Origin of the sequence: Pseudomonas sp. HN2, from assembly GCF_020736465.1 — a bacterium.
GTDB classification, from domain to species: domain Bacteria; phylum Pseudomonadota; class Gammaproteobacteria; order Pseudomonadales; family Pseudomonadaceae; genus Aquipseudomonas; species Aquipseudomonas moraviensis_A.
In genome coordinates this window covers 1800195-1820018 of the sequence record NZ_CP085885.1, presented here as the reverse complement: position 1 = coordinate 1820018, position 19824 = coordinate 1800195, and the positions used below count along the sequence as shown (strand labels likewise).

Annotated in this window: 22 protein-coding genes and 1 riboswitch; of the genes, 4 read left to right on the top strand and 18 right to left on the bottom strand. The window is 62.2% G+C overall.

All coding sequences use genetic code 11. The features are described from left to right. Positions 1–48: 48 nt before the first annotated feature. Together LIS66_RS08045 and LIS66_RS08040 are read left to right on the top strand one after the other, a co-directional pair. Positions 49–531: a hypothetical protein gene (locus LIS66_RS08045; protein WP_227973952.1), complete on the top strand. Its 483-nt coding sequence runs from the start codon at positions 49–51 to the stop codon at positions 529–531. Between the two features lie 146 nt (positions 532–677). Then, positions 678–1949, top strand: coding sequence for an OmpP1/FadL family transporter (locus LIS66_RS08040; protein WP_042607617.1), 1272 nt, complete (start codon positions 678–680; stop codon positions 1947–1949). A gap of 210 nt (positions 1950–2159) precedes the next feature. On the opposite strand, the gene LIS66_RS08035 is transcribed toward LIS66_RS08040, so the two are convergent. From LIS66_RS08035 to cobO, 14 genes are all read right to left on the bottom strand, one after another. After that, on the bottom strand, positions 2160–2720 hold the full coding sequence (locus LIS66_RS08035; protein WP_064365416.1) for a glutathione peroxidase: 561 nt from the start codon (positions 2718–2720) through the stop codon (positions 2160–2162). Between the two features lie 54 nt (positions 2721–2774). Continuing rightward, positions 2775–2897 carry a hypothetical protein gene (locus LIS66_RS27700; RefSeq protein WP_258640897.1) on the bottom strand — a complete coding sequence of 41 codons (123 nt, stop codon included), beginning with the start codon at positions 2895–2897 and terminating at the stop codon, positions 2775–2777. After that, positions 2894–4102 carry an MFS transporter gene (locus LIS66_RS08030; protein WP_227973951.1) on the bottom strand — a complete coding sequence of 403 codons (1209 nt, stop codon included), beginning with the start codon at positions 4100–4102 and terminating at the stop codon, positions 2894–2896. Before LIS66_RS08030 ends, LIS66_RS27700 begins: the two co-directional genes overlap by 4 nt. Positions 4103–4154: 52 nt before the next feature. Further along, complete coding sequence (locus LIS66_RS08025) at positions 4155–4559, bottom strand: MarR family winged helix-turn-helix transcriptional regulator (protein ID WP_064365418.1); 405 nt, start codon at positions 4557–4559, stop codon at positions 4155–4157. Between the two features lie 174 nt (positions 4560–4733). Continuing rightward, positions 4734–5456 (bottom strand): adenosylcobinamide-GDP ribazoletransferase, encoded by a 723-nt coding sequence (locus LIS66_RS08020; RefSeq protein WP_227973950.1) that lies wholly within the window; start codon positions 5454–5456, stop codon positions 4734–4736. 1 nt (position 5457) lies between these two features. Beyond that, positions 5458–6033 carry an alpha-ribazole phosphatase family protein gene (gene cobC, locus LIS66_RS08015; RefSeq protein WP_227973949.1) on the bottom strand — a complete coding sequence of 192 codons (576 nt, stop codon included), beginning with the start codon at positions 6031–6033 and terminating at the stop codon, positions 5458–5460. Further along, positions 6030–7085 (bottom strand): nicotinate-nucleotide--dimethylbenzimidazole phosphoribosyltransferase, encoded by a 1056-nt coding sequence (cobT, locus tag LIS66_RS08010; RefSeq protein ID WP_227973948.1) that lies wholly within the window; start codon positions 7083–7085, stop codon positions 6030–6032. Before cobT ends, cobC begins: the two co-directional genes overlap by 4 nt. Continuing rightward, positions 7082–7603, bottom strand: coding sequence for a bifunctional adenosylcobinamide kinase/adenosylcobinamide-phosphate guanylyltransferase (cobU, locus tag LIS66_RS08005; RefSeq protein ID WP_227973947.1), 522 nt, complete (start codon positions 7601–7603; stop codon positions 7082–7084). Before cobU ends, cobT begins: the two co-directional genes overlap by 4 nt. Before the next feature lie 119 nt (positions 7604–7722). After that, complete coding sequence (locus LIS66_RS08000) at positions 7723–9174, bottom strand: cobyric acid synthase (RefSeq protein WP_227973946.1); 1452 nt, start codon at positions 9172–9174, stop codon at positions 7723–7725. After that, complete coding sequence (gene cobD, locus LIS66_RS07995; protein WP_227973945.1) at positions 9171–10163, bottom strand: threonine-phosphate decarboxylase CobD; 993 nt, start codon at positions 10161–10163, stop codon at positions 9171–9173. The genes LIS66_RS08000 and cobD overlap by 4 nt, the downstream gene beginning before the upstream one ends. Beyond that, positions 10156–11064 (bottom strand): adenosylcobinamide-phosphate synthase CbiB, encoded by a 909-nt coding sequence (gene cbiB / locus LIS66_RS07990; RefSeq protein ID WP_227973944.1) that lies wholly within the window; start codon positions 11062–11064, stop codon positions 10156–10158. Before cbiB ends, cobD begins: the two co-directional genes overlap by 8 nt. After that, positions 11061–11711 carry a 5,6-dimethylbenzimidazole synthase gene (gene bluB, locus LIS66_RS07985; RefSeq protein WP_227973943.1) on the bottom strand — a complete coding sequence of 217 codons (651 nt, stop codon included), beginning with the start codon at positions 11709–11711 and terminating at the stop codon, positions 11061–11063. Before bluB ends, cbiB begins: the two co-directional genes overlap by 4 nt. Next, positions 11708–13108, bottom strand: coding sequence for a cobyrinate a,c-diamide synthase (locus LIS66_RS07980; RefSeq protein ID WP_227973942.1), 1401 nt, complete (start codon positions 13106–13108; stop codon positions 11708–11710). The genes bluB and LIS66_RS07980 overlap by 4 nt, the downstream gene beginning before the upstream one ends. After that, the gene (cobO, locus tag LIS66_RS07975; RefSeq protein WP_227973941.1) at positions 13105–13716 is read right to left on the bottom strand and encodes a cob(I)yrinic acid a,c-diamide adenosyltransferase; all 612 of its coding nucleotides are present in this window, start codon (positions 13714–13716) and stop codon (positions 13105–13107) included. Before cobO ends, LIS66_RS07980 begins: the two co-directional genes overlap by 4 nt. An 80-nt stretch (positions 13717–13796) precedes the next feature. After that, a riboswitch (cobalamin riboswitch) is annotated at positions 13797–14022 on the bottom strand. 162 nt (positions 14023–14184) lie between these two features. Here cobO and LIS66_RS07970 point away from each other — a divergent pair. Both LIS66_RS07970 and LIS66_RS07965 read left to right on the top strand, forming a co-directional pair. After that, positions 14185–14769: a hypothetical protein gene (locus LIS66_RS07970; RefSeq protein WP_227973940.1), complete on the top strand. Its 585-nt coding sequence runs from the start codon at positions 14185–14187 to the stop codon at positions 14767–14769. Between the two features lie 66 nt (positions 14770–14835). Then, entirely contained in the window at positions 14836–16149 is a 1314-nt protein-coding gene (locus tag LIS66_RS07965; protein ID WP_064365428.1) for a PQQ-dependent sugar dehydrogenase, read from the top strand. A gap of 125 nt (positions 16150–16274) precedes the next feature. Here LIS66_RS07965 and LIS66_RS07960 read toward each other — a convergent pair whose 3' ends face one another. The 4 genes from LIS66_RS07960 to LIS66_RS07945 form a co-directional block, all read right to left on the bottom strand. Continuing rightward, the gene (locus LIS66_RS07960) at positions 16275–16811 is read right to left on the bottom strand and encodes a C40 family peptidase (protein WP_116658902.1); all 537 of its coding nucleotides are present in this window, start codon (positions 16809–16811) and stop codon (positions 16275–16277) included. Between the two features lie 215 nt (positions 16812–17026). Beyond that, positions 17027–17644: a C40 family peptidase gene (locus LIS66_RS07955; protein WP_016773699.1), complete on the bottom strand. Its 618-nt coding sequence runs from the start codon at positions 17642–17644 to the stop codon at positions 17027–17029. 191 nt (positions 17645–17835) lie between these two features. After that, positions 17836–18540, bottom strand: coding sequence for a DnaA regulatory inactivator Hda (gene hda / locus LIS66_RS07950; RefSeq protein WP_007919828.1), 705 nt, complete (start codon positions 18538–18540; stop codon positions 17836–17838). Positions 18541–18746: 206 nt separating this feature from the next. Further along, positions 18747–19820, bottom strand: coding sequence for an AI-2E family transporter (locus LIS66_RS07945; protein ID WP_042607601.1), 1074 nt, complete (start codon positions 19818–19820; stop codon positions 18747–18749). Positions 19821–19824: the final 4 nt, after the last annotated feature.

Genomic DNA, 19824 nt, shown 5'->3' with positions numbered 1-19824 from the left:
CAAAGCCCCCTTCAGGACTCGCCCTCCACAACAGGAAACGAGGGTGTTATGGGTATCGCTGCCAGCGAACTGTGCCGCTATGTGATCCGTCCTACATTGATCTATCTGGGACGCCACTGCGCAACCGCCGAATCCCTGCTGCTGGGCATCGCCGCCAGCCAGTCCGCCCTCGGGTCTGCCCTGCATGACCGCCGTGGCCACGGCCTCTACCGGATCGCCGAGCATCGGCATCAGGCACTGTGGGACGATTATCTGGCGCTCGATCCGGAGCGCGCCAGCCTGGTGCGCGGCCTCGCCAGCCAGCACGCATTTCTCAGCGGCCCGCACCTGGAACTGACCGTCAACCTGCGTTACGCCACTGCCATTGCCTGGCTGCTGGTAGAAGAACAGAACCCCACCCTCCCCGCTTCGACCGACCTGCTCGGGATGGCGCGCATCTGGCGCCAGACCTTTCAACCGCAAGGTCGTCTGCGTGACTTCACCTATGCCTGGCAAACCTGTGTTTCACCGCTGAATCAGGTCGCTTGCTGACCGTGCGGTTCCACAAGTTCTCGCAACAGGCCGCCATTCTGGTCGGATTGTCCTACAAAACCGCTCTAACTCAAGGCATACGGGCTATAGCGCTGGGACGAAAATGTTGGTAATTTTCGCCCCGGTGATCACCAGGAGTTCTAATAATGAAAAAAGTCATGCTCAAAACCACCCTTAGCCTCGCCGTTACCCTTGCCTCCACGCAGATCTTCGCGGCAGGTTTTGCCCTCAACGAACAAAGCATCAGTGGGATGGGGACAGGTTTTGCCGGGCGATCTTCTTCTGCCGACGACGCAAGCACTGTTTATGGCAACCCGGCCGGCATGGCGCGCATCAAGCGCGAACAAGTCACCGGCGGCGTCGCCGTTGTCGATGCACACACCGATATCAGCAACGCCAGCTCCAGCCCGAACGGCGGCAGCAACAAAGGCGACATGGTGCCCTTCACCGCCGTACCTATGGGCTTCTATGTAAAACCGATCGATGACCATTGGGCCTTTGGTCTGGGTGTCTATGTGCCGTTCGGCCTGATCACGGATTACGAAAAAGGCTTCGCCGGCCGTTACTTCGGCAGCAAGTCCGAAGTACAGGTGATCACCTTCCAGCCAACCGTCAGCTACGCCTTCAACGACAAGGTATCGATCGGTTTCGGCCCGACGATCAACCGCATCGACGGCTCGCTGGAATCCAACCTCTCGATCACCCAGGCACTGCCGGACGGCAAGGTCAAGATCAAGGGTGACGACACCGCGCTGGGCTACAACGTAGGCTTGCTGGTCCAGGCCACCGACACCACCCGCCTGGGCCTGACCTATCACTCCAAGGTCGACTACAAACTCGAAGGCAACACCAAGGTCAACTACGGCGCACTGGCGCTCGTGGGCGTAGGCGCCAATCAGAAGTACGACGCTTCGCTGAAGATCACCACGCCGGAATCCGTGGACTTCTCGGTCACCCAGGCGATCAACGATCGCTGGAACGTCTACGCCGGTACCACCTGGACTCGCTGGAGCCAGCTGGACAAGATCACCGTGAAGAACTCCGGCGTGCAGCCTCTGCTGGCCGGTCAGTTCGGTTCGATCAACGAAGACCAGAACTGGCATGACTCCTGGGCCTACGCGGTGGGTACCTCGTACCAGTTGAACAAGGAATGGGTACTGCGTACCGGTCTGACCTTTGACCAGTCGCCAACTAACAACGAAGACCGCTCGCCACGCATCCCGACTGGCGACCGCACCATCTTCAGTATCGGTGCCGGCTGGAGCCCGACCGACGACCTGACCATCGACGTCGCGTACTCGTACCTGAAAGAAGAGTCGGTCAAGATCCGCAACGAAAACGCGCGTGGCCAGAGCTACGATGCCAAGTATGAAAACTCGGCAAACGGCTTCGGTGTCGGCGCGACTTACCGCTTCTGATGCACCGTGGCGAGGCGCAATCCTCGCCCACGAAAAAGCCCCGCTCTCTTTGCAGAGGCGGGGCTTTTTCGTGCCTGCAACTTTTCACTGAAACGACAAATTTCCATTGTGGGAGCGAGCCTGCTCGCGAAGGCGGTATGTCAGATGTTGATGTGCTGACCTGTCACACCGCTTCGCGAGCAGGCTCGCTCCCACATGGAACAACGTTAATCAGGGCTTTAGCGGTTTGGAGGCAATGGCCTTTTCGATCGCGGCGATAAACTCGGGATCATCCGGTTTGGTCAAACTGGAAAAACTCGCCACAACCTTGCCCTGCCGATCGACTACGTACTTATAGAAATTCCACTTCGGCGCATTGCTCTGCGCCGCCAGCACCTGGAACAGATGCGTGGCGTCATCACCGCGAACCTTCTGCGGTTCGGTCATGTTGAACGTCACGCCATAGTTGGCGTAGCAGACCTTGGCGGTTTCCGCGCTGTCCCTGGATTCCTGCTTGAAGTCGTTCGACGGCACGCCAAGCATCTCCAGCCCTTGCGCCTTGTAGCGCTTGTTGAGCGCTTCAAGTCCTTCGAACTGCGGAGCGAAACCGCAGAAGCTGGCAGTATTGACCACCACCAGTGGCTTGTCGGCGTACTGCTTGCACAGATCGATGGATTCCTTGGCGCGCAACTTCGGCAGCGAGCCTTGCAACAGGTCAGGACAATCGGCGGCCTGGGCCAGGCCAGTCAACGCCATCAGCAACGCGGGAACAGCACACCAGCGCATCAACATGTCGAACTTCCTTGGGCAGTCATCAGGTTTCGACGTTACTCGCCACGCTGCCATCTAGCAAATGCTCATGCCCAACTGCATCAGCGCCAGACCGCCGCGCTGCCAGCCCCACCACACCAGCGCCAACAGCGCCGCAGCCAGTGCGCTGACGACCAGGCGCGTGCAGATTCGGCTCATGTCGCGCTCGCAGCGGCTTGCAGGCGTGCCACCGGACGCTCGCGCACCGGCCAGTTAAGCGCCGCCGCCAACAGGCTCAAGAGAATCGCCACTTGCCAGATCAAGTCATAACTCCCGGTTCGGTCGTACACCACCCCGCCCAGCCAGCCGCCAAGAAACGAGCCGAGCTGATGGAACAGAAAGACGATGCCACCGAGCATGGACAAATTGCGCACGCCGAACAAGGTCGCCACCGTACCGTTGGTCAACGGCACCGTCGACAGCCACAGAAAGCCCATGGCCATGCCGAACAGATAGGCCGATGTGGTCGTCACCGGCTGCCACAGGAACAGCACGATCACCACCGCGCGCAGCAGATACAGCGCAGTCAACAGACGCGGCTTGGACATGCGCCCACCGAGCCAGCCGGCAGTGTAAGTGCCGAAAATATTGAACAGTCCGATCAACGCCAGCACCGTAGTGCCGACGCTCGCGGGCAGATGCTGATCGACCAGATACGCCGGCAGATGCACGCCGATGAATACCACCTGAAAGCCGCAGACAAAAAAGCCGAACGCCAGCAGCCAGAACCCTGAATGTGAGCAGGCTTCGCGCAGTGCTTCGCCAAGGGATTGCTCGTGGCCGAGTAGCGGCAATGGCTTGTCCTTGAGCATGCTCACCAGGGGCACGATCATCGCCACCAGCAAGCCCAGCACCAGCAGCGCAGCCGACCAGCCGAGCCAGCCAATCAACCCGAGGGTGCCCGGCAACATGGCGAACTGGCCGAACGAGCCGGCGGCGCTGGCAATGCCCATGCCCATGCTGCGTTTGTCGGCCGGTACGGCGCGACCGACCACGCCGAGGATCACCGAGAACGAGGTGCCGGACAAACCGATACCGATCAACAGACCAGCGCTCAGTGACAGGGTCACCGGCGAATCGGACAAGCCCATGCACACCAGACCCAACGCGTAGAGCACACCGCCGACCAGCACCACTTTCGCCGCGCCGAAGCGGTCGGCCAGCGCGCCGGTGAACGGTTGCGCCAGGCCCCAGATCAGGTTCTGCAGGGCGATGGCGAAGGCAAACACCTCGCGCCCCCAGCCGAATTGCGCGCTCATCGGCGACAAAAACAGACCAAAACCGTGGCGGACGCCCAACGACAACGCCAGGATCAGCGCACTCCCCAGCAACACCCAACCGCACGTACGCCACATTGTTGTCATTGTTATTCTCCAGTCGCGGGTATATACCCGCTTGAGCTCGAAGAAACGGCCGTCAGGCCAGCTCGTCGAGCAATTTGAGCAAGGTTTCGCGCTTCTCGGCACCGAGACGGTCGATCAGCCGCTGTTGCGCCGCTTCCCACGCTGGCAATGCAGCTGCCAGGCGTTGCACACCGGTTTCGGTGAGGCGCACGATGCGGTTGCGCATGTCCTCGCCCTCGGCCAGCGTCACCAGGCCCTCGCCCTCAAGCACACGCAAATTGCGCCCGAGGGTGCTGCGATCCAGGCCCATGGCTTCGGCCAGTTCGGAGATGCTCGGTTGCTCCAGTCGCTGCAGATTGCACAGCAGAGAATACTGGGCAACGTTGATCCCGAAGCCGTCGAGAGCGCCGTCGTAATGCCTGCTGACGCCACGCGCGGCGCGACGCAGGTTGGTGCACAAACACTGAGAAGGAAGCATGATGCGTGTATATACCCGCGAGTGTGTTAAATCAAGTTACAGATGTATTGCCCATAACATTTTTGCTGTTTGAAAAATCGCTATCGCGAGCAGGCTCACTCCTACAGGGGGTACGCATTTCAACTGTAGGAGTGAGCCTGCTCGCGAAGGGCCGGCATCATCAACGCAGATCCTTCAGACCAACGCGAGGCCAACCAACACCGCCATTTCCAGCAACTCCAGCATCGCCCCCGCCGTATCGCCGGTGGTTCCGCCCAACCGCCGCATCATCACCCGCCGCAGCCAGACAAACACTCCCAGCGAAATCAGCACCGCACCAAACCCGGCGATCAACACGCAGCCCAGCGCACTCAGCCCCAGCACCCACCCACCCGTTTTACGTGGCAGATGATCGGCCAGCGCCTGGCCCAACCCACCCTTACGCACATACGGCGTGGTCAGAAACAACCCCAGCAACGCTGCCCGCCCGAGCACCGGAACGATGATCAGCGCCATACCCTGCCCTTGTTCGATCAACGCCAACAGCGCGGCGAATTTCAGCAGCAGCACCAACACCAGCGCGACCACCGCAATCGGCCCGCTGCGTGGATCTTTCATGATCGTCAGCGTGCGCTCGCGATCGCCGAAGCCGCCGAGCCAGGCATCAGCGCTGTCGGCCAGGCCATCGAGATGCAGCGCGCCGCTGAGCAGCACCCACACGGTCAACAACAGCGCCGCATGCAGCAACACTGGTGTGCCGCCAAGCAGTAGATTCGAAGCGTAGAGGATCAACCCGAACAGCAATCCCACCAGCGGATAAAACAGCAGCGAACGGCCGAGCTGTTGCGGCTCGGGCATGCCCTGCAAACGAATCGGCAGGCTGCTGAGAAACTGCAAAGCGATCCACAGCGCCAGCATCTCAGTGACCTTCCTTGAGCGCGCCGTCAGCCCCGACCGTCAGCGCAAACAGCGCGCCGTGACCGACTTCGACGTTGAGCAATTGTTCACGGGGCAAACCTCGCGCCTGGGCCAGCAACAAGCGCATCACGCCGCCGTGGCTGACCAGCAGAATCCGTTCACCAGCGTAGGCGGCATGCAGGCGCGCGACTGCCGCCAGCACCCGCGCAGAAAATTCGCTGACCGGCTCACCTTGCGGCGGCGTGAAACCATAGGGATCAGCCCAGAACAGCCCCAGCGCTTCGGCATCCGTCTCCATCAACGCCGCCGCGCTCTGCCCTTCCCATGCGCCGAAATGCAATTCCTGCAGATCCTGGTCGAGATGCACCGACAGCTTCAGTTGCTCGCCGAGTTCGGCGGCGAAACGCGCGCAACGCTGCAATGGCGAGCTGACAATGCGATCCCAAGGCCCGCCTTCGACCACCGCCGCACGCATCTGCACCCAGCCGTTTTCGGTCAGTGCGTCGTCGAGGCTGCCGCGCAAGCCACCACCCAGTTCCGTCTCGCCGTGGCGCAGCAGGTCGAGGCGCAGGCTCATGCCGGGCGATCCGCCACGGCCGCTTCGGCGAACGTCGCCATCTGCCCATGCAGGTCACAGGCCAGGCGCAACAATGGCACCGCCAACGCCGCGCCGCTGCCCTCGCCCAGGCGCAGGCCGAGTTCCAGCAACGGCTCGGCGCTCAGGGTTTCCAGCACATGGCGATGGCCCGGCTCGGCGCCGCGATGGCCGAACAACAGCCACTCGCGACACGCCGGATTCAAGCGCACCGCGACCAGCGCCGCGACCGTGCAGATAAAACCGTCGACCAGCACCGCGATGCCTTCCTGCGCGCAGGCCAGATAAGCGCCGACCAACGCGGCAATCTCGAAACCGCCGAGATTGGACAGCGTCTGCAAGGCATCGCCGCGCTGCGCGGCATGCAGCGCCAGCGCACGTTCGATAACTTGCGCCTTGTGGCTGACGCCAGCGGCATTCAGCCCGGTGCCGGGACCGGTCAGGTGCGCCACCGGGCAGTCGAGCAAGGCGCAGGCCAGCGCACTCGCCGCCGTGGTGTTGCCGATGCCCATTTCACCGCCGATAAACAACCGCGCCCCGGCGGCTTTCGCGCGCAACACGCTGTCGCGACCGGCCTGCAAGGCCAGTTCGCCCTGAGCCTGAGTCATTGCCGCGCCCGCCACGAAATTCGCCGTGCCCGGGCCAATGTTCACATGGCGCACGCCGGGCAGATTCAGCGTCGGATTCACTGTGCCCAGATCGATCACTTCCAGTTGCGCGCCGAGCTGACGCGCCAGCACGCTGATCGCCGCGCCGCCGCTGACGAAATTCAGCAGCATCTGCCCGGTGACTTCCTGCGGATAAGCCGAAACGCCCTCCGCCACCACACCATGATCGCCAGCGAAAATCGCGATCCAGACCTGATCGAGCGTCGGCTTGAGCTGACCTTGCAGACCGGCCAGTTGCACCGCCACCGATTCAAGACGCCCGAGCGAACCGGCCGGTTTGGTCAATTGCTGCTGGCGCTCGGTCGCTTGCGTAACGATGTCGGCATTCACGGCTTGGCACGGGTTCAGCCACCAGGTCGGGCTCATAATGCAGGTCCTTTCAAAGTCAGGGGCAGGCCGGCGACGGTCAGCACTACTCGCTGACAGCGCTCGGCCAGAGCTTGATGCAGCCAACCGGCTTCATCGACGTAGCGGCGAGTCAATTCGCCCAGCGGCACGACACCCATTCCGGTCTCGTTGCTGACAAAAATGATTTCACCCGGCAGCGCGGCCAGGCAGTCAAGCAGGGCTTCACGCTCGGCGGCGAGACGCTCGGCGTCGTCGAGCATCAGCAGATTGGTCAGCCACAGGGTCAGGCAATCAACCAGCAGGCAGCGCTCGGCGTCGGCAGATTCGCGCAGCACGCGGGCCAGCTCCAAGGGTTCTTCGATGAGAGACCATTCGGCGGGTCGGCGCGCGCGGTGATGGGCGACGCGCTGGTTCATCTCGCCGTCGAGCGGCTGGCTGGTGGCGATGTAGGTCACGGCGAGATGGCTGTCGCTGGCGAGTTTTTCCGCCAGACGACTTTTGCCGGAGCGGGCGCCGCCGAGGATCAGTTGGAGCATGGGTTCATCCAAAAATGTGTGGTGAGACAACCGCCCCTTCGCGAGCAGGCTCGCTCCCACCGTTGATCGCATATCCCTGTGGGAGCGAGCCTGCTCGCGAAGAGGCCAGCCCGGACAACTCAAATCCCACAGAGCTGACGCAACAAATCGGTATCCAGATGATTCTCCACCAGATCCGCTAATCGTTCGATATCGCGCTCGCGCAAGCCGTGGTAATCGACCTCTTGCACATCACTCAACCCGGCCCAGCGCAACAACGTCGCGCTTGCCTCGGCGGATTCGAACAAGCCATGCAGATAGGTGCCGAACACCTGGCCATCGGCACTTTGCGCACCATCGCAACGACCGTCGTCCAAATGTACCGCCGGGTTCTCCAGCGCCGGCCCGGTGGTCACGCCAGCATGAATTTCATAACCGCTGACTTCAGCGTTTTCCAGCGCCAGCCGGCCATGCACATTGCGCAGTTGTTTCTCGGATTCAAGCTGCGTTTCAAACGCCAGCAGACCCAGACCCGCGCTGGAGCCGGCAATACCTTCAAGGCCGAGCGGGTCGTGCACCTGCTCACCGAGCATCTGCAGACCGCCGCAAATCCCCAGCACCTTGCCGCCGTAGCGCAGATGCCGATTGATCGCTGCGTCCCAGCCGTTGGCGCGCAGATAAGCCAGATCACTGCGCACGCTTTTCGAGCCCGGCAGGATGATCAGATCGGCAGGTGGAATCGCCTGCCCCGGGCCGACGAATTGCAGATCGACCTGCGGATGCAGACGCAGCGGGTCGAAGTCGGTGTGATTACTGATGCGCGGCAGCACCGGCACAACGACTTTCAAGACCTGCTCGGCCTTGTCGGTCTGGCGTTGGTCGATGCCGTCCTCGGCTTCAAGGTGCAGGTCCATCACGTAGGGCAACACGCCGACCACCGGTTTGCCGGTGCGCTGTTCGAGCCAGTCGAGGCCCGGTTGCAGCAAGGCGATGTCGCCGCGAAAGCGGTTGATGATGAAGCCTTTGACCCGCGCCTGTTCGCTTGGCGAAAGCAATTCCAGCGTGCCGACCAGATGCGCAAACACGCCACCGCGATTGATGTCGGCGATCAGCAGCACCGGGCAATCCACCGCTTCGGCAAAGCCCATGTTGGCAATGTCGCCGGCGCGCAGGTTGATCTCTGCTGGCGAACCCGCGCCTTCGACCATCACCAGCGGATACGTCGCGCTGAGCCGCGCGTGGGAAGCGAGCACCGCTTGCATCGCGATAGCTTTGTAATCGTGATAGGCAACGGCGTTCATCGTCGTCACGGCGCGGCCATGAATGATCACTTGTGCGCCGGTGTCGCTGTTGGGCTTGAGCAGTACCGGATTCATGTCAGTGTGCGGCTGAAGATGCGCCGCTTGCGCTTGCACCGCCTGCGCCCGGCCGATCTCGCCGCCGTCAGCCGTCACCGCGCTGTTGAGCGCCATGTTCTGCGGCTTGAACGGCACCACCGCCACGCCCTGGCGAGTGGCCCACCGACACAGCGCCGTCACCAGGGTGCTTTTACCGGCGTCGGAGGTGGTGCCTTGCACCATCAGCGTGGTCATGGTTTTTCCTTGGCGAAAGCTTGCAAAGCCTGTTCGAGGCGCAGTTCTTGCGCGGCATCGGCAGGCAGGCCGAAGCGCACACTGCTGTTGTGCGTGAAGAGGCGCAGGAGGATGCCGCGCCGGGCGAGGAACTCGTGCAGCGCTTCGGCGCGCTCGGTGATCAGCCACTGAAACAGCGCGCAGCCACCTTGCGGCGCGAAGCCACAACGGGTCAGCAACGCCGCCAAGCGCTCGCTCGCTTGGTCACTGCGAATCCGCTGACGGGTGTGGCCCTCGGTGTCTTGCAGGCACGCCGTGCCGAGCACTCGCGTCGGCCCGCTCACCGCCCACGGCCCGACCTGTTCGGCGAGCAGTTTGAGCAACTTGCGCTCGGCCAGAACGAAACCGAGGCGCACCCCGGCCAGACCGAAAAACTTGCCGAACGAACGCAACACCACCAGCCCGACCTGATGCGCATAGGGCGCCAGGCTCAGTTGCGGGGTGTTGTCCATGAATGCTTCATCGACCACCAGCCAGCCGCCGCGTTGCGCCAGCCGCGCATGCCAGTCGAGCAGGCGCGCCGGGGTCAGGCTCAGGCCGGTCGGATTGTTCGGGTTGACCACCACCAGCACGTCGAGGCTGTCGAGAAAGAACTCGACTTCCTGCTCCAGCACTTCACGGACGATATAACCGCTGCGCCGCCACGCTTCGGCATGCTCGGCATAGCACGGCGACAACACGCCGACCTTGCCGGCCCGGCGCAGACGCGGCAGCAACTGGATGGCCATTTGCGAACCAGCGACCGGCAACACCTGCGCGGCGCCGTAGTAGTCGCAGGCCGCCTGTTCCAGGCCGTCGTCGGTTTCCGGCAGGCGGGCCCAGGCGCGCAGCGGGATCTCCGGGATCGCAAATGGCCACGGCGCGAGGCCGCTGGACAAGTCGAGCCAGTCAGCCTCGGCAATTCCGTAATCGAGTGCAGCCTTGCGCAGCCGGCCACCGTGCTCAAGCATAAAATTCCGCCCCCAGGCAAAGCATCAGCAGCCATAACCATACGCCGCGCTGGACCAATTGCCAGCCACGGTCGATGGAGTCGGCGTCCGCCGGGGCGCCCTCGCCCAGTTGCGGGCGCTCGTGCAGTTCGCCGTGATAAATCGCCGGGCCACCCAGTTCGACGCCCAGCGCACCGGCACCTGCCGCCATCACCGGGCCGGCGTTGGGGCTATCCCACTGCGGCGCCTGGGTGCGCCAGCATTTGAGCGCGAGTCGGGTTTTGCCGAGCAGCGCGTAGGTCAACGCCACCAGACGCGCAGGAATGTAGTTCAACACGTCGTCGATCTTCGCCGCCGCCCAGCCGAAACGCTCGAAGCGTTCGTTGCGATAACCCCACATCGCATCGAGGGTATTGCTCAAGCGATACAGGACCACGCCCGGTGCGCCGGCGACGACAAACCAGAACAGCGCAGCGAACACCGCATCGCTGCCGTTTTCCAGCACTGACTCCGTGGCGGCGCGGGCTACGGCAGTGCTGTCGAGTTCATCGGTCTGACGGCTGACCAGATAACCGACACGCTTGCGCGCCTCGCCCAGATCATCAGCGCGCAACGCCGCCGCGACCGGCGCGACATGCTCGCCGAGGCTGCGCATGCCCAGGGCGCAATACAGCGCGAGAATCTCGACAATCCAGCCCACGTAGGGCGCCCAGGAAAATGCCGTGGCAAGCAAGGTCAGCGGCAGCACCGCGAGGACCCACGCGGTCACGCCATGGCTGCGCCAGCCACGACCGCCGGCGTTGAAGCGTTGCTCGATGCGCCCGGCGAAATTGCCGAACGCCACCAGCGGATGCCAGCGTTTCGGTTCACCGAGCAGCGCATCCAGCGCTACCGCAGCGACACTCAGCAACGCCACACTCATTGACTCACTCCCCAATAATTTTCATACAGCAACTCGTTCAGCGGCCGCGCCTGCGCCCAGCCTTCGAGCACCAGCATCGGCGCTGGATAGAATTCCTTCACCGGGCCCAGACACAGCACCGCCAGCGGCTTGGCACCGGCCGGCAACTTGAGTAAGTCCGCCAGGGCCTGCGGCTCGAACAGCGAGACCCAGCCCATGCCCAGGCCTTCGGCACGGGACGCCAGCCACAGATTCTGGATCGCGCAGGACAACGAGGCCATGTCCATTTCCGGCAACGTGCGCCGACCGAAGATGTGTTTATCGCGATCGTCCATCAGTGCCGCGACCAGCACTTCGGCGCAATCGTTGATGCCTTCGACCTTGAGCTGCATGAACTCATCGCTGCGCTCGCCGAGGGCTTCGGCGGTGCGGATGCGTTCTGCTTCCACCAGATCGCGGATCTGCCCGCGCAGAGCGCGATCGCTGATACGAATGAAGCGCCAGGGCTGCATCAGGCCGACGCTTGGGGCTTGGTGGGCGGCTTCCAACAAACGTCGCAGCAGTTGCGGCTCGACGCTGCCACCGGTGAAGTGGCGCATGTCGCGGCGTTCGGCGATGGCCTTGTAGACCGCAGCGCGTTCGGCTTCGGAGAATATGTTGTCGGTCATGGCCCTTTCGCGAGCAAGCTCGCTCCCACAGGGGATCTCATTTCTTCAGGAAGCTCACCATTCAATGTGGGAGCGAGCCTGCTCGCGAAGGCGACCTCACGATCTGGCGCAAACAATGCGGCCATCGCAGTCGGATTCGACGGAAAATAAAAGTGCACATAAGAAGCCGTCATCCGCCCCTCACGATAAACCGCCTCGGCCCCGCGCCCGCCATTCGGGCTAAGTCCACGGGCAATCGGCGTCAGCTCGGTGGTGGTCAGCGAATGATGATAGGTATGCCCACGCAAAGAACCTTCCGGCAATTCAACCGCCTGCAACGCCAGCGCCGCGAGACGCTTCTGCATCACCGCATCGCCCTTGAGCAAACCGACCAGTTCAGCGCGGGTGCCTTCCACGTCAGTCAGCGAATCAAGCAGATAAAGCATCCCGCCGCATTCGGCGAGCAACGGTTTGCCCGCCGCATGGTGCGCGCGGATGGCTGCAAGCATTGAGGTGTTTTGCGCCAGCGCGACGTGGTGCAACTCCGGATAACCGCCCGGCAGATACAGGCTGTCGGCGGCGGGCAATTGCGTGTCGCGGATCGGCGAGAAGAACTGCAGCTCGGCACCCATCGCCCGCAGCAGATCGAGGCTGGCACCATAGGTGAAGGCGAAAGCTTCGTCGCGGGCGACGGCGATGCGCACACCCTTTAATAGAGGCTCGGCAGCGATAACGTCAGGCGCGGCGAATTCCACGGCCGGTGGCAGCGCGACTTCGCAGCTGCTGGCCAGTGCATCGGCGGCCGCATCGAGGCGCAGATCCAGATCATTCAATTCGCTGGCCTGGACCAGGCCGAGGTGACGACTTGGCAATTCGATACCGGTCTCGCGGGACAACGCGCCGTACCAGCGCAGACCTTCGGTGAGGCTGCCTTCGAGCAATTGCGCGTGGCGCAAGGTGCCGACGCGGTTGGCCAGCACACCGGCAAAGGGCAAGTCCGGCTGATACTTCGCCAGGCCCAGCGCCAAAGCGCCGAAGGTCTGCGCCATGGCAGTGCCGTCGATCACGCCAAGCACCGGCACGCCGAAGTGCCGCGCCAGATCAGCACTGGACGGCGTGCCGTCGAACAGGCCCATCACGCCCTCGATCAGAATCAGATCAGCCTCGGCGGCGGCTTCCCACAACAGCCGGCGACTTTCCTGCTCGCCGACCATCCACATGTCCAATTGATACACCGGCGCACCGCTGGCGCGCTCGAGAATCATCGGGTCGAGAAAGTCCGGGCCGCATTTGAACACGCGCACCTTGCGCCCCTGGTTGCGATGCAAACGGGCGAGCGCGGCGGTGACGGTGGTCTTGCCCTGACCGGAGGCCGGCGCGGCGATGAGCACCGCCGGGCAGTGACGTGGTTGCTTCAAAGTTCGACGCCTTTCTGCGCTTTGATCCCGGCCTGGAAAGCGTGCTTGAGCATGCCCATTTCGGTGACCGTGTCGCCCATCTCGATCATTTCCGGCTTGGCGCCGCGACCGGTGACGACCACATGTTGCATCGGCGGGCGCGCCTGCAAATCGCTGAGCACCTGATCGAGGTCGAGGTAGCCGTGCTTGAGGGCGATGTTCAACTCGTCGAGCACCACCAGACCGATCGACGGATCACGCAACAATTCGCGGGAGACGTCCCAGGCCGCAGTCGCAGCGGCGATATCGCGCTGGCGATCCTGGGTTTCCCAAGTGAAGCCTTCACCCATGACGTGAAAACGCACCTGCTCGGGGAAGCGGCGGAAGAACAATTCCTCGCCGGTGCTGTTGCGGCCTTTGATGAACTGCACCACGCCGCACTGCATGCCGTGGCCCATGGCACGGGCGAGCATGCCGAACGCCGAACTGCTCTTGCCTTTGCCATTGCCGGTCAGCACCAGCACCAGGCCGCACTCGTCGGGCGAATTGGCGATGCGTTCGTCGATCACGGCTTTCTTGCGCTGCATGCGCGCCAGATGGCGCTCGTCGCGGTCGGGGGAATCAGTCATGGGGAGCTCTCCGTTGAGGCTGGATAACGGCGGGCAGGCACAAGAATAGACGGCAAAAAGCCTGGCATCGCCCACCGTGATGCCGCTGAGATGGATCAGGCCGGTCTCCGGGCTCATGAGCGGCGTTTCGCCGGACTGCGCGCCTTCCCGCTTTGAGCAGTGGCATTTCACGCAATCTTCACTCATTTACCGTTGCGGGGGCAGCGCCGGGATCGTCGTGGCTTCGCTTGAAGTCCACGCTCACCGGCTTCCCTGTTTCACTCTGTCGACACTGGGCCACAGAGCACCTGAAACAAGCGGCGAAGGTTAGAGGGTTGGGGGTGGAGCGTCAATTGAAGAGGCGCTTTGCGCGCGAATAACTGCCGCTGATCCATTGTGCAGCGGCAATATTGTGCCAGACTGTGACAAGTGATATCAAAGAGCCATGCTTTTCTCGACAATCTCACCACAACAATAAGGATGACGACGATGCAAGGCATGATCATCAGCAACCCGCGCCTGGAATTTCTGCGCCCGGTGCTGGAACGCTGGCTTGACTGTATCGATCGCTACAACAGCGTGCGCGGCGACAATGACGCGCCGTACTGGCACGACGAAAAAGCCAACCTCGGCTTGCTTTCAGCGGCGGCGTGGATGGCTGAAATGGTCACGCTAAACGACACGGCCACGCGTAAACAGAGCGAAGAAGGCGAGCGCAATGCCCGCGCCGATCTGCTGATTGCCGGCAGCGAAGACCGCGCGTACATTCAGGCCACGCAACGCTGGCCACGGGTCAACAACCTCAACCTGACCCAGGCGCTGCTCGACATCACCGTGGATGCCAGGCGCATCAGCTACGCCAGCGACCTGAAGCTCGGCTGCCTCTTCGTCGCCCCGCAAAAAGCCCAGCACAGCGCCAGCCCCGAAGAGCTGCAGGACATGGTCGACGACTTGCAAAAAGAGCACACCTGCGCCGTAGCCTGGTATTTCCCTTACGCCTATCGCAAATTGCACAGCGAAGCGGGCAACTATCATCCAGGCATCGCCGTGCTGTTCAAGGAAGCCCGCGGCTGAGCAGTTGAACCATCGGGCCTGCGCCCTCCTCTATGATTAGGAATGCATTCATAGGGAAGATCAGCAATGCGCAAGGCCCAACTCGCTCTTATCATCGCCGTCGCCGGCGGGCTCGCCGCCTGCGGTGAAACCTCCAGCCTGCAAGTCTCCGATGGCACCGGCCCGTCACCGAAACTGCCCGAACCGAACAAGACGCTGATCCCGACAGTGAACATCGCCCCGGCGGTGGGCTGGCCGGAAGGTGCGAAACCGACCGCAGCGGCCGGCACTCAGGTCGCCGCGTTTGCCGAAGGCCTCGATCACCCGCGCTGGCTGTATGTGCTGCCCAACGGCGATGTGCTGGTGGCGGAAACCAACGCGCCGCCCAAACCCGATGACAGCAAAGGCATTCGCGGCTGGGTCATGAAGAAAGTCATGGGCAAGGCCGGCGCTGGCGTGCCGAGCCCGAACCGCATCACCCTGCTGCGTGATGCCGACCACGATGGCGTCGCAGAAACCCGCACGGTGTTTCTGCAAAACCTCAACTCGCCGTTTGGCATGACGCTGGTCGGCAACGACCTGTATGTGGCCGACACCGATCGCCTGCTGCGCTTCAACTACGAGCCGGGCGCCACCGAGATCAAAACCCAACCGATCAAAGTCGTCGATCTGCCGGGTGGCACGCTGAATCACCACTGGACCAAAAACGTTATTGCGAGCAAGGACGGCAACAAGTTGTACGTCACGGTCGGCTCGAACAGCAACGTCGGCGAAAACGGTCTGGATCAGGAAGAAGGCCGCGCGGCGATCTGGGAAGTCGACCGCGCAACCGGCAATCACCGGATCTTCGCCTCGGGCATCCGCAACCCCAACGGCCTCGCTTGGGAACCCACCAGCGGCGCGCTGTGGACGGCGGTCAACGAGCGTGACGAAATCGGCAGCGACCTGGTGCCGGACTACATCACCTCGGTCAAGGACGGCGGTTTCTATGGCTGGCCGTTCAGCTATTACGGCCAGCACGTCGATGTTCGGGTCAAACCGCAGAACCTCGATCTGGTGGCCAAGGCCATCGCCCCGGATTACGCCGTCGGCCCGCACACCGCTTCGCTGGGCCTGACCTTCGCCGAGGGCAACAGCCTGCCGGCGCAATTCAAGGAAGGCGCGTTCATTGGCCAGCATGGCTCGTGGAACCGCAAACCGCACAGCGGCTACAAAGTGATTTTCGTACCGTTCACTGGCGGCAAGCCGACCGGTCAACCGGTGGATGTGCTGACCGGTTTCCTCGACAAGGACGAGAACGCGCTCGGCCGCCCGGTGGGCGTGGTGATCGATCAGCAAGGTGGTTTGCTGGTGGCGGATGATGTGGGCAACAAGGTGTGGCGCGTTTCGGCCAGTAAATAAGCTGAGCGCAACGCAAAAATGTGGGAGCGAGCCTGCTCGCGAAAACGGTATATCAGTCAAATCATAGTCGACTGACACTCCGCCTTCGCGAGCAGGCTCGCTCCCCAGTTCGTTATGTGTGCGAGCTAGGGGTTATGCGCCAACTGCCCCGGCTGCAACACCCGCTTGGCGCTCAGATACGCTTTCTGCCAGTAGGCCTTCGACAGGCTGTCGAGCTTGACCGTGCCGCCCGTGGCAGGTGCATGCACGAAGCGCCCCTCGCCCACGTAAATACCCGCATGACTGACCTGCGAACCGCCATTGGTGGCGAAGAAGATCAGGTCGCCGGTCTGCAAGCCTTCCTTGCCGACATTCGGCGCCTGCATGACGATCATTTCGCGGGTCGAGCGTGGCAGGGAAATCCCCGCCGCGTCGCGGTAGACGAAACCGATCAGGCCACTGCAATCAAAACCCGAATCCGGCGTATTGCCGCCCCAACGATACGGCGTACCGACCAGGCCGAGGGCACGGAACAGCACGTCTTCCGCGGCGGGAGAAAAGGCTTGCGAGGGAGCGAACACGATCGGCGCACGAACCACGGGGGCTGGCGGCGGTGTGCGGCTGGCGCAGGCGCTGAGCAGCGCGGCGCAAAGAATCAAGGTGAGGCGGGCCGACATCGTCATAAGCAGAACATCCTGATCTCGCTGCGGCTTTCTCTGCCGAATGGACAGAAACAAAACCGCCTGCGTCATGACGCAGGCGGTTTGCCATCAATATAGATTCAGGATTCTAGCGGCTACGCGGCAAACTTCAAGTAAGACTTTAACTTCACCTTGTAAAGTTTAGGTCTACTCCGTTGCCGGACCGTATTGTCGCCGCGAACGCAGCGACATCGGGCTTACTTGCGAGCAGTGACCACGGTCGGCGCCATGGCGAGTGCACGCTTGGCTTCGATGAAGGTCTTGCTCCAGTAGCTGTCACCCAGGCTGTCGATGCGAACACCGCCGCTGCGACGACTGCTGGAGTGGATGAACTGGTTGTCGCCCAGGTAGATACCGGCGTGACTGACACGACCGCGACGACCATTGGTGGCGAAGAACAGCAGATCACCCGGCTCAAGGTTGCTGCGCGACACCAGCGGCGCGTCAACGTTGATCATTTCGCGGGTGGAGCGCGGCAGGTTCATGCCCGCCTCTTCGCGGAACAGGTAACCAATGAAACCGCTGCAATCGAAACCGGCTTCAGAGGTACCGCCGAAACGGTAACGTGTACCGATCAGGGACATGCCGCGTTCGAGGATGCTGTCAGCCAGCACAGGCAGCTGATAAGGCTTGCTGCCGTTGAACTGGTTGAGTTCTTTTTCGGTGTCCAGCTCTTCCTGGTAAATAACGGAAGACTGGGCAGTGGCAGAATTCTTGACCTGTTGCGGCGGCTCTTGAACCGGAGAATGAGCAGCACAACCGAATAACAGGGTAACGAGTGCGAGAGGCACGAGGGGTGCGAAGCGCTTTAGCATGGGCACGACCGTGGCTGATAGTTGTAAAGAAGCCGAGACTATGCCCGCTATCGTCCTCATTTGCAAATTCAATCGAACTTTATGTGACTTCCCGGTTTCGCGTTTACATCTAAGCGCTTAACTTGCCTGGCCAGCCAATCGTCGCTCGCAGGGGGATTTTCTGGCGCCTGAAAGCTGGCAAAAGCCCACCATCACCAGCCCAGAGTTTCCTTGAGGAAGGGAATGGTCAGCTTGCGTTGCGCCTGCAAAGAGGCCTGATCGAGCTGCTCGAGCAGATCGAACAACGCGCTCATGCTGCGCGTGCCGCGAGTCAGAATGAAATGCCCGACTTCATCGGTCAGGTGCAGACCGCGACGCGAGGCGCGCAATTGCAGCGCACGCAATTTGTCTTCATCGGAAAGCGGGCGCATCTGAAAAATCAGGGCCAGGGTCAGGCGTGATTTCAGGTCAGCCAGCTTCACTGGCAATTCGCGTGGTGAAGTGGATGCAGCGATCAGCAGGCGCCGGCCGCTGTCCCGCAGACGGTTGAACAGATGAAACATCGCCTCTTCCCAGTCCGCCTTGCCGGCAATCACCTGCAAATCATCCAGGCAGACCAGTTCGTACTGTTCAAGGTTGTCGAGGATTTCTACGCCGCGGTCCATCAACTCGGCCAGCGGCAGATACACCGCCGGTTCGCCCATCTGCTCGAAGCGCAGGCACGCTGCCTGCAACAGATGCGTACGCCCGACACCGTGCTTGCCCCACAGGTAGATCAGGCTCTCCGTCCACCCGGCGTCGGCTTCGCAGAGACGCTCGACATAGCCGAGTGCAGCGGCATTGGCGCCTGGGTAGTAGTTGATGAAGGTGGCGTCGTCACGCAGACGCACACCTAGGGGCAGCTGAATCGGTTTCATGCTGACTGAACAGTTCTCAAAGGAACCGTTAGTGGCCTCTGTGTAAAGTTTGCGAAGTTTATACCCGTGAGGCTGAGCGCACAATGCGACAGACTCCAAGCAAAATCAAAGGTTTGCGTTGAAGCACTGGTTTTGTGACGGATTCTCTGGCGCCCTCGCCCGTACGACACCGGGCAGCCCGGCCAAAGGCCCGGCCGCCCGCGACATCACAGCTCGGGTTCGTCAACGCCGCTGTAGATCTCGGAATCCTTGTACAGAACGTGGACATGCCGCACCAGCACCATGATCACCGCCGCCACCGGCAGCGCCAGCAGCACGCCGGTGAACCCGAACAGCTCGCCACCCGCGAGGATGGCAAAGATCACCGCCACCGGGTGCAGGCCGATTCGGTCCCCGACCAGCAGCGGCGTCAGCACCATGCCTTCCAGCGCCTGACCGACCATGAACACCGCGACAATCCCGACCATCGGGTAGAGATCGCCACCGAACTGGAACAACCCGGCGATCAATGCCGCGCCGATGCCGATGACAAAACCCATGTACGGCACGATCGCCGCCAGACCGGCAATCAGGCCGATCAACAGCCCCAGTTCCAGACCGACGATCATCAGGCCAGCCGCGTAAATCACCCCCAGCGCAACCATCACCAGCAACTGGCCACGCACGAATGCACCGAGTACCTCGTGGCACTCACCCGCCAGCGCCACCACGCGTTCTTCGCGATCACGCGGCAGCAGGCTGCGGATCTTGCCCATCATCACGTCCCAGTCGCGCAACAGATAGAAGCTGACTACCGGGATGAGCACCAGATTCGCCAGCCAGCCGATCAGCGCCAGGCTCGAGGCCGTGGCCTGGCTCAGCACCACGCCGACGATGTCGGTGGTCTGGCCCATGTGTTCGCTGATTGCGGCTTTGACCTTGTCGAACTTCCAGAAACCGTCCGACAGGCCCAGTTTCGCCTGCGCCCATGGCACAGCGGTGTGCTGCAACCAGTCGAGCATCTGCGGCGCCAGCTCGTACAGACGCAGCAATTGCTTGGCGAGCATCGGCACCAGCACCAGCATCAACGCGGTGACGATCAGGGTGAACAAGGCAAACACGGCAATCACGCCCCAAGTTCGCGACAAACCGAGCCGCTCCAGGCGATCCACCAGCGGATCGAACAGATAAGCCAGCAACAACGCGACCAGAAACGGCGTGAGGATCGGGTGCAGCAACCATACAAACGCGCAAAGCAGGATTACCCCACCGAGCCAGAACCAACGCCGCGTATCGGCCATTTAC

What these genes read in the sequence shown, in the direction of transcription:
- bluB (WP_227973943.1), bottom strand. Translation starts at nt 11,711, where the DNA reads ATGACCGACAACATATTCTCCGAAGCCGAACGCGCTGCGGTCTACAAG.
- LIS66_RS08030 (WP_227973951.1), bottom strand. Translation starts at nt 4,102, where the DNA reads ATGACAACAATGTGGCGTACGTGCGGTTGGGTGTTGCTGGGGAGTGCG.
- LIS66_RS08035 (WP_064365416.1), bottom strand. Translation starts at nt 2,720, where the DNA reads ATGTTGATGCGCTGGTGTGCTGTTCCCGCGTTGCTGATGGCGTTGACT.
- LIS66_RS07965 (WP_064365428.1), top strand. Translation starts at nt 14,836, where the DNA reads ATGCGCAAGGCCCAACTCGCTCTTATCATCGCCGTCGCCGGCGGGCTC.
- LIS66_RS08020 (WP_227973950.1), bottom strand. Translation starts at nt 5,456, where the DNA reads ATGCTGGCGCTGTGGATCGCTTTGCAGTTTCTCAGCAGCCTGCCGATT.
- LIS66_RS08045 (WP_227973952.1), top strand. Translation starts at nt 49, where the DNA reads ATGGGTATCGCTGCCAGCGAACTGTGCCGCTATGTGATCCGTCCTACA.
- cobD (WP_227973945.1), bottom strand. Translation starts at nt 10,163, where the DNA reads ATGCTTGAGCACGGTGGCCGGCTGCGCAAGGCTGCACTCGATTACGGA.
- cbiB (WP_227973944.1), bottom strand. Translation starts at nt 11,064, where the DNA reads ATGAGTGTGGCGTTGCTGAGTGTCGCTGCGGTAGCGCTGGATGCGCTG.
- LIS66_RS08025 (WP_064365418.1), bottom strand. Translation starts at nt 4,559, where the DNA reads ATGCTTCCTTCTCAGTGTTTGTGCACCAACCTGCGTCGCGCCGCGCGT.
- cobU (WP_227973947.1), bottom strand. Translation starts at nt 7,603, where the DNA reads ATGCTCCAACTGATCCTCGGCGGCGCCCGCTCCGGCAAAAGTCGTCTG.
- cobO (WP_227973941.1), bottom strand. Translation starts at nt 13,716, where the DNA reads ATGACTGATTCCCCCGACCGCGACGAGCGCCATCTGGCGCGCATGCAG.
- LIS66_RS08040 (WP_042607617.1), top strand. Translation starts at nt 678, where the DNA reads ATGAAAAAAGTCATGCTCAAAACCACCCTTAGCCTCGCCGTTACCCTT.
- hda (WP_007919828.1), bottom strand. Translation starts at nt 18,540, where the DNA reads ATGAAACCGATTCAGCTGCCCCTAGGTGTGCGTCTGCGTGACGACGCC.
- cobC (WP_227973949.1), bottom strand. Translation starts at nt 6,033, where the DNA reads ATGAGCCTGCGCCTCGACCTGCTGCGCCACGGCGAGACGGAACTGGGT.
- LIS66_RS27700 (WP_258640897.1), bottom strand. Translation starts at nt 2,897, where the DNA reads ATGAGCCGAATCTGCACGCGCCTGGTCGTCAGCGCACTGGCTGCGGCG.
- LIS66_RS07955 (WP_016773699.1), bottom strand. Translation starts at nt 17,644, where the DNA reads ATGCTAAAGCGCTTCGCACCCCTCGTGCCTCTCGCACTCGTTACCCTG.
- LIS66_RS07960 (WP_116658902.1), bottom strand. Translation starts at nt 16,811, where the DNA reads ATGACGATGTCGGCCCGCCTCACCTTGATTCTTTGCGCCGCGCTGCTC.
- LIS66_RS07970 (WP_227973940.1), top strand. Translation starts at nt 14,185, where the DNA reads ATGCAAGGCATGATCATCAGCAACCCGCGCCTGGAATTTCTGCGCCCG.
- LIS66_RS07945 (WP_042607601.1), bottom strand. Translation starts at nt 19,820, where the DNA reads ATGGCCGATACGCGGCGTTGGTTCTGGCTCGGTGGGGTAATCCTGCTT.
- cobT (WP_227973948.1), bottom strand. Translation starts at nt 7,085, where the DNA reads ATGAGCCCGACCTGGTGGCTGAACCCGTGCCAAGCCGTGAATGCCGAC.
- LIS66_RS08000 (WP_227973946.1), bottom strand. Translation starts at nt 9,174, where the DNA reads ATGACCACGCTGATGGTGCAAGGCACCACCTCCGACGCCGGTAAAAGC.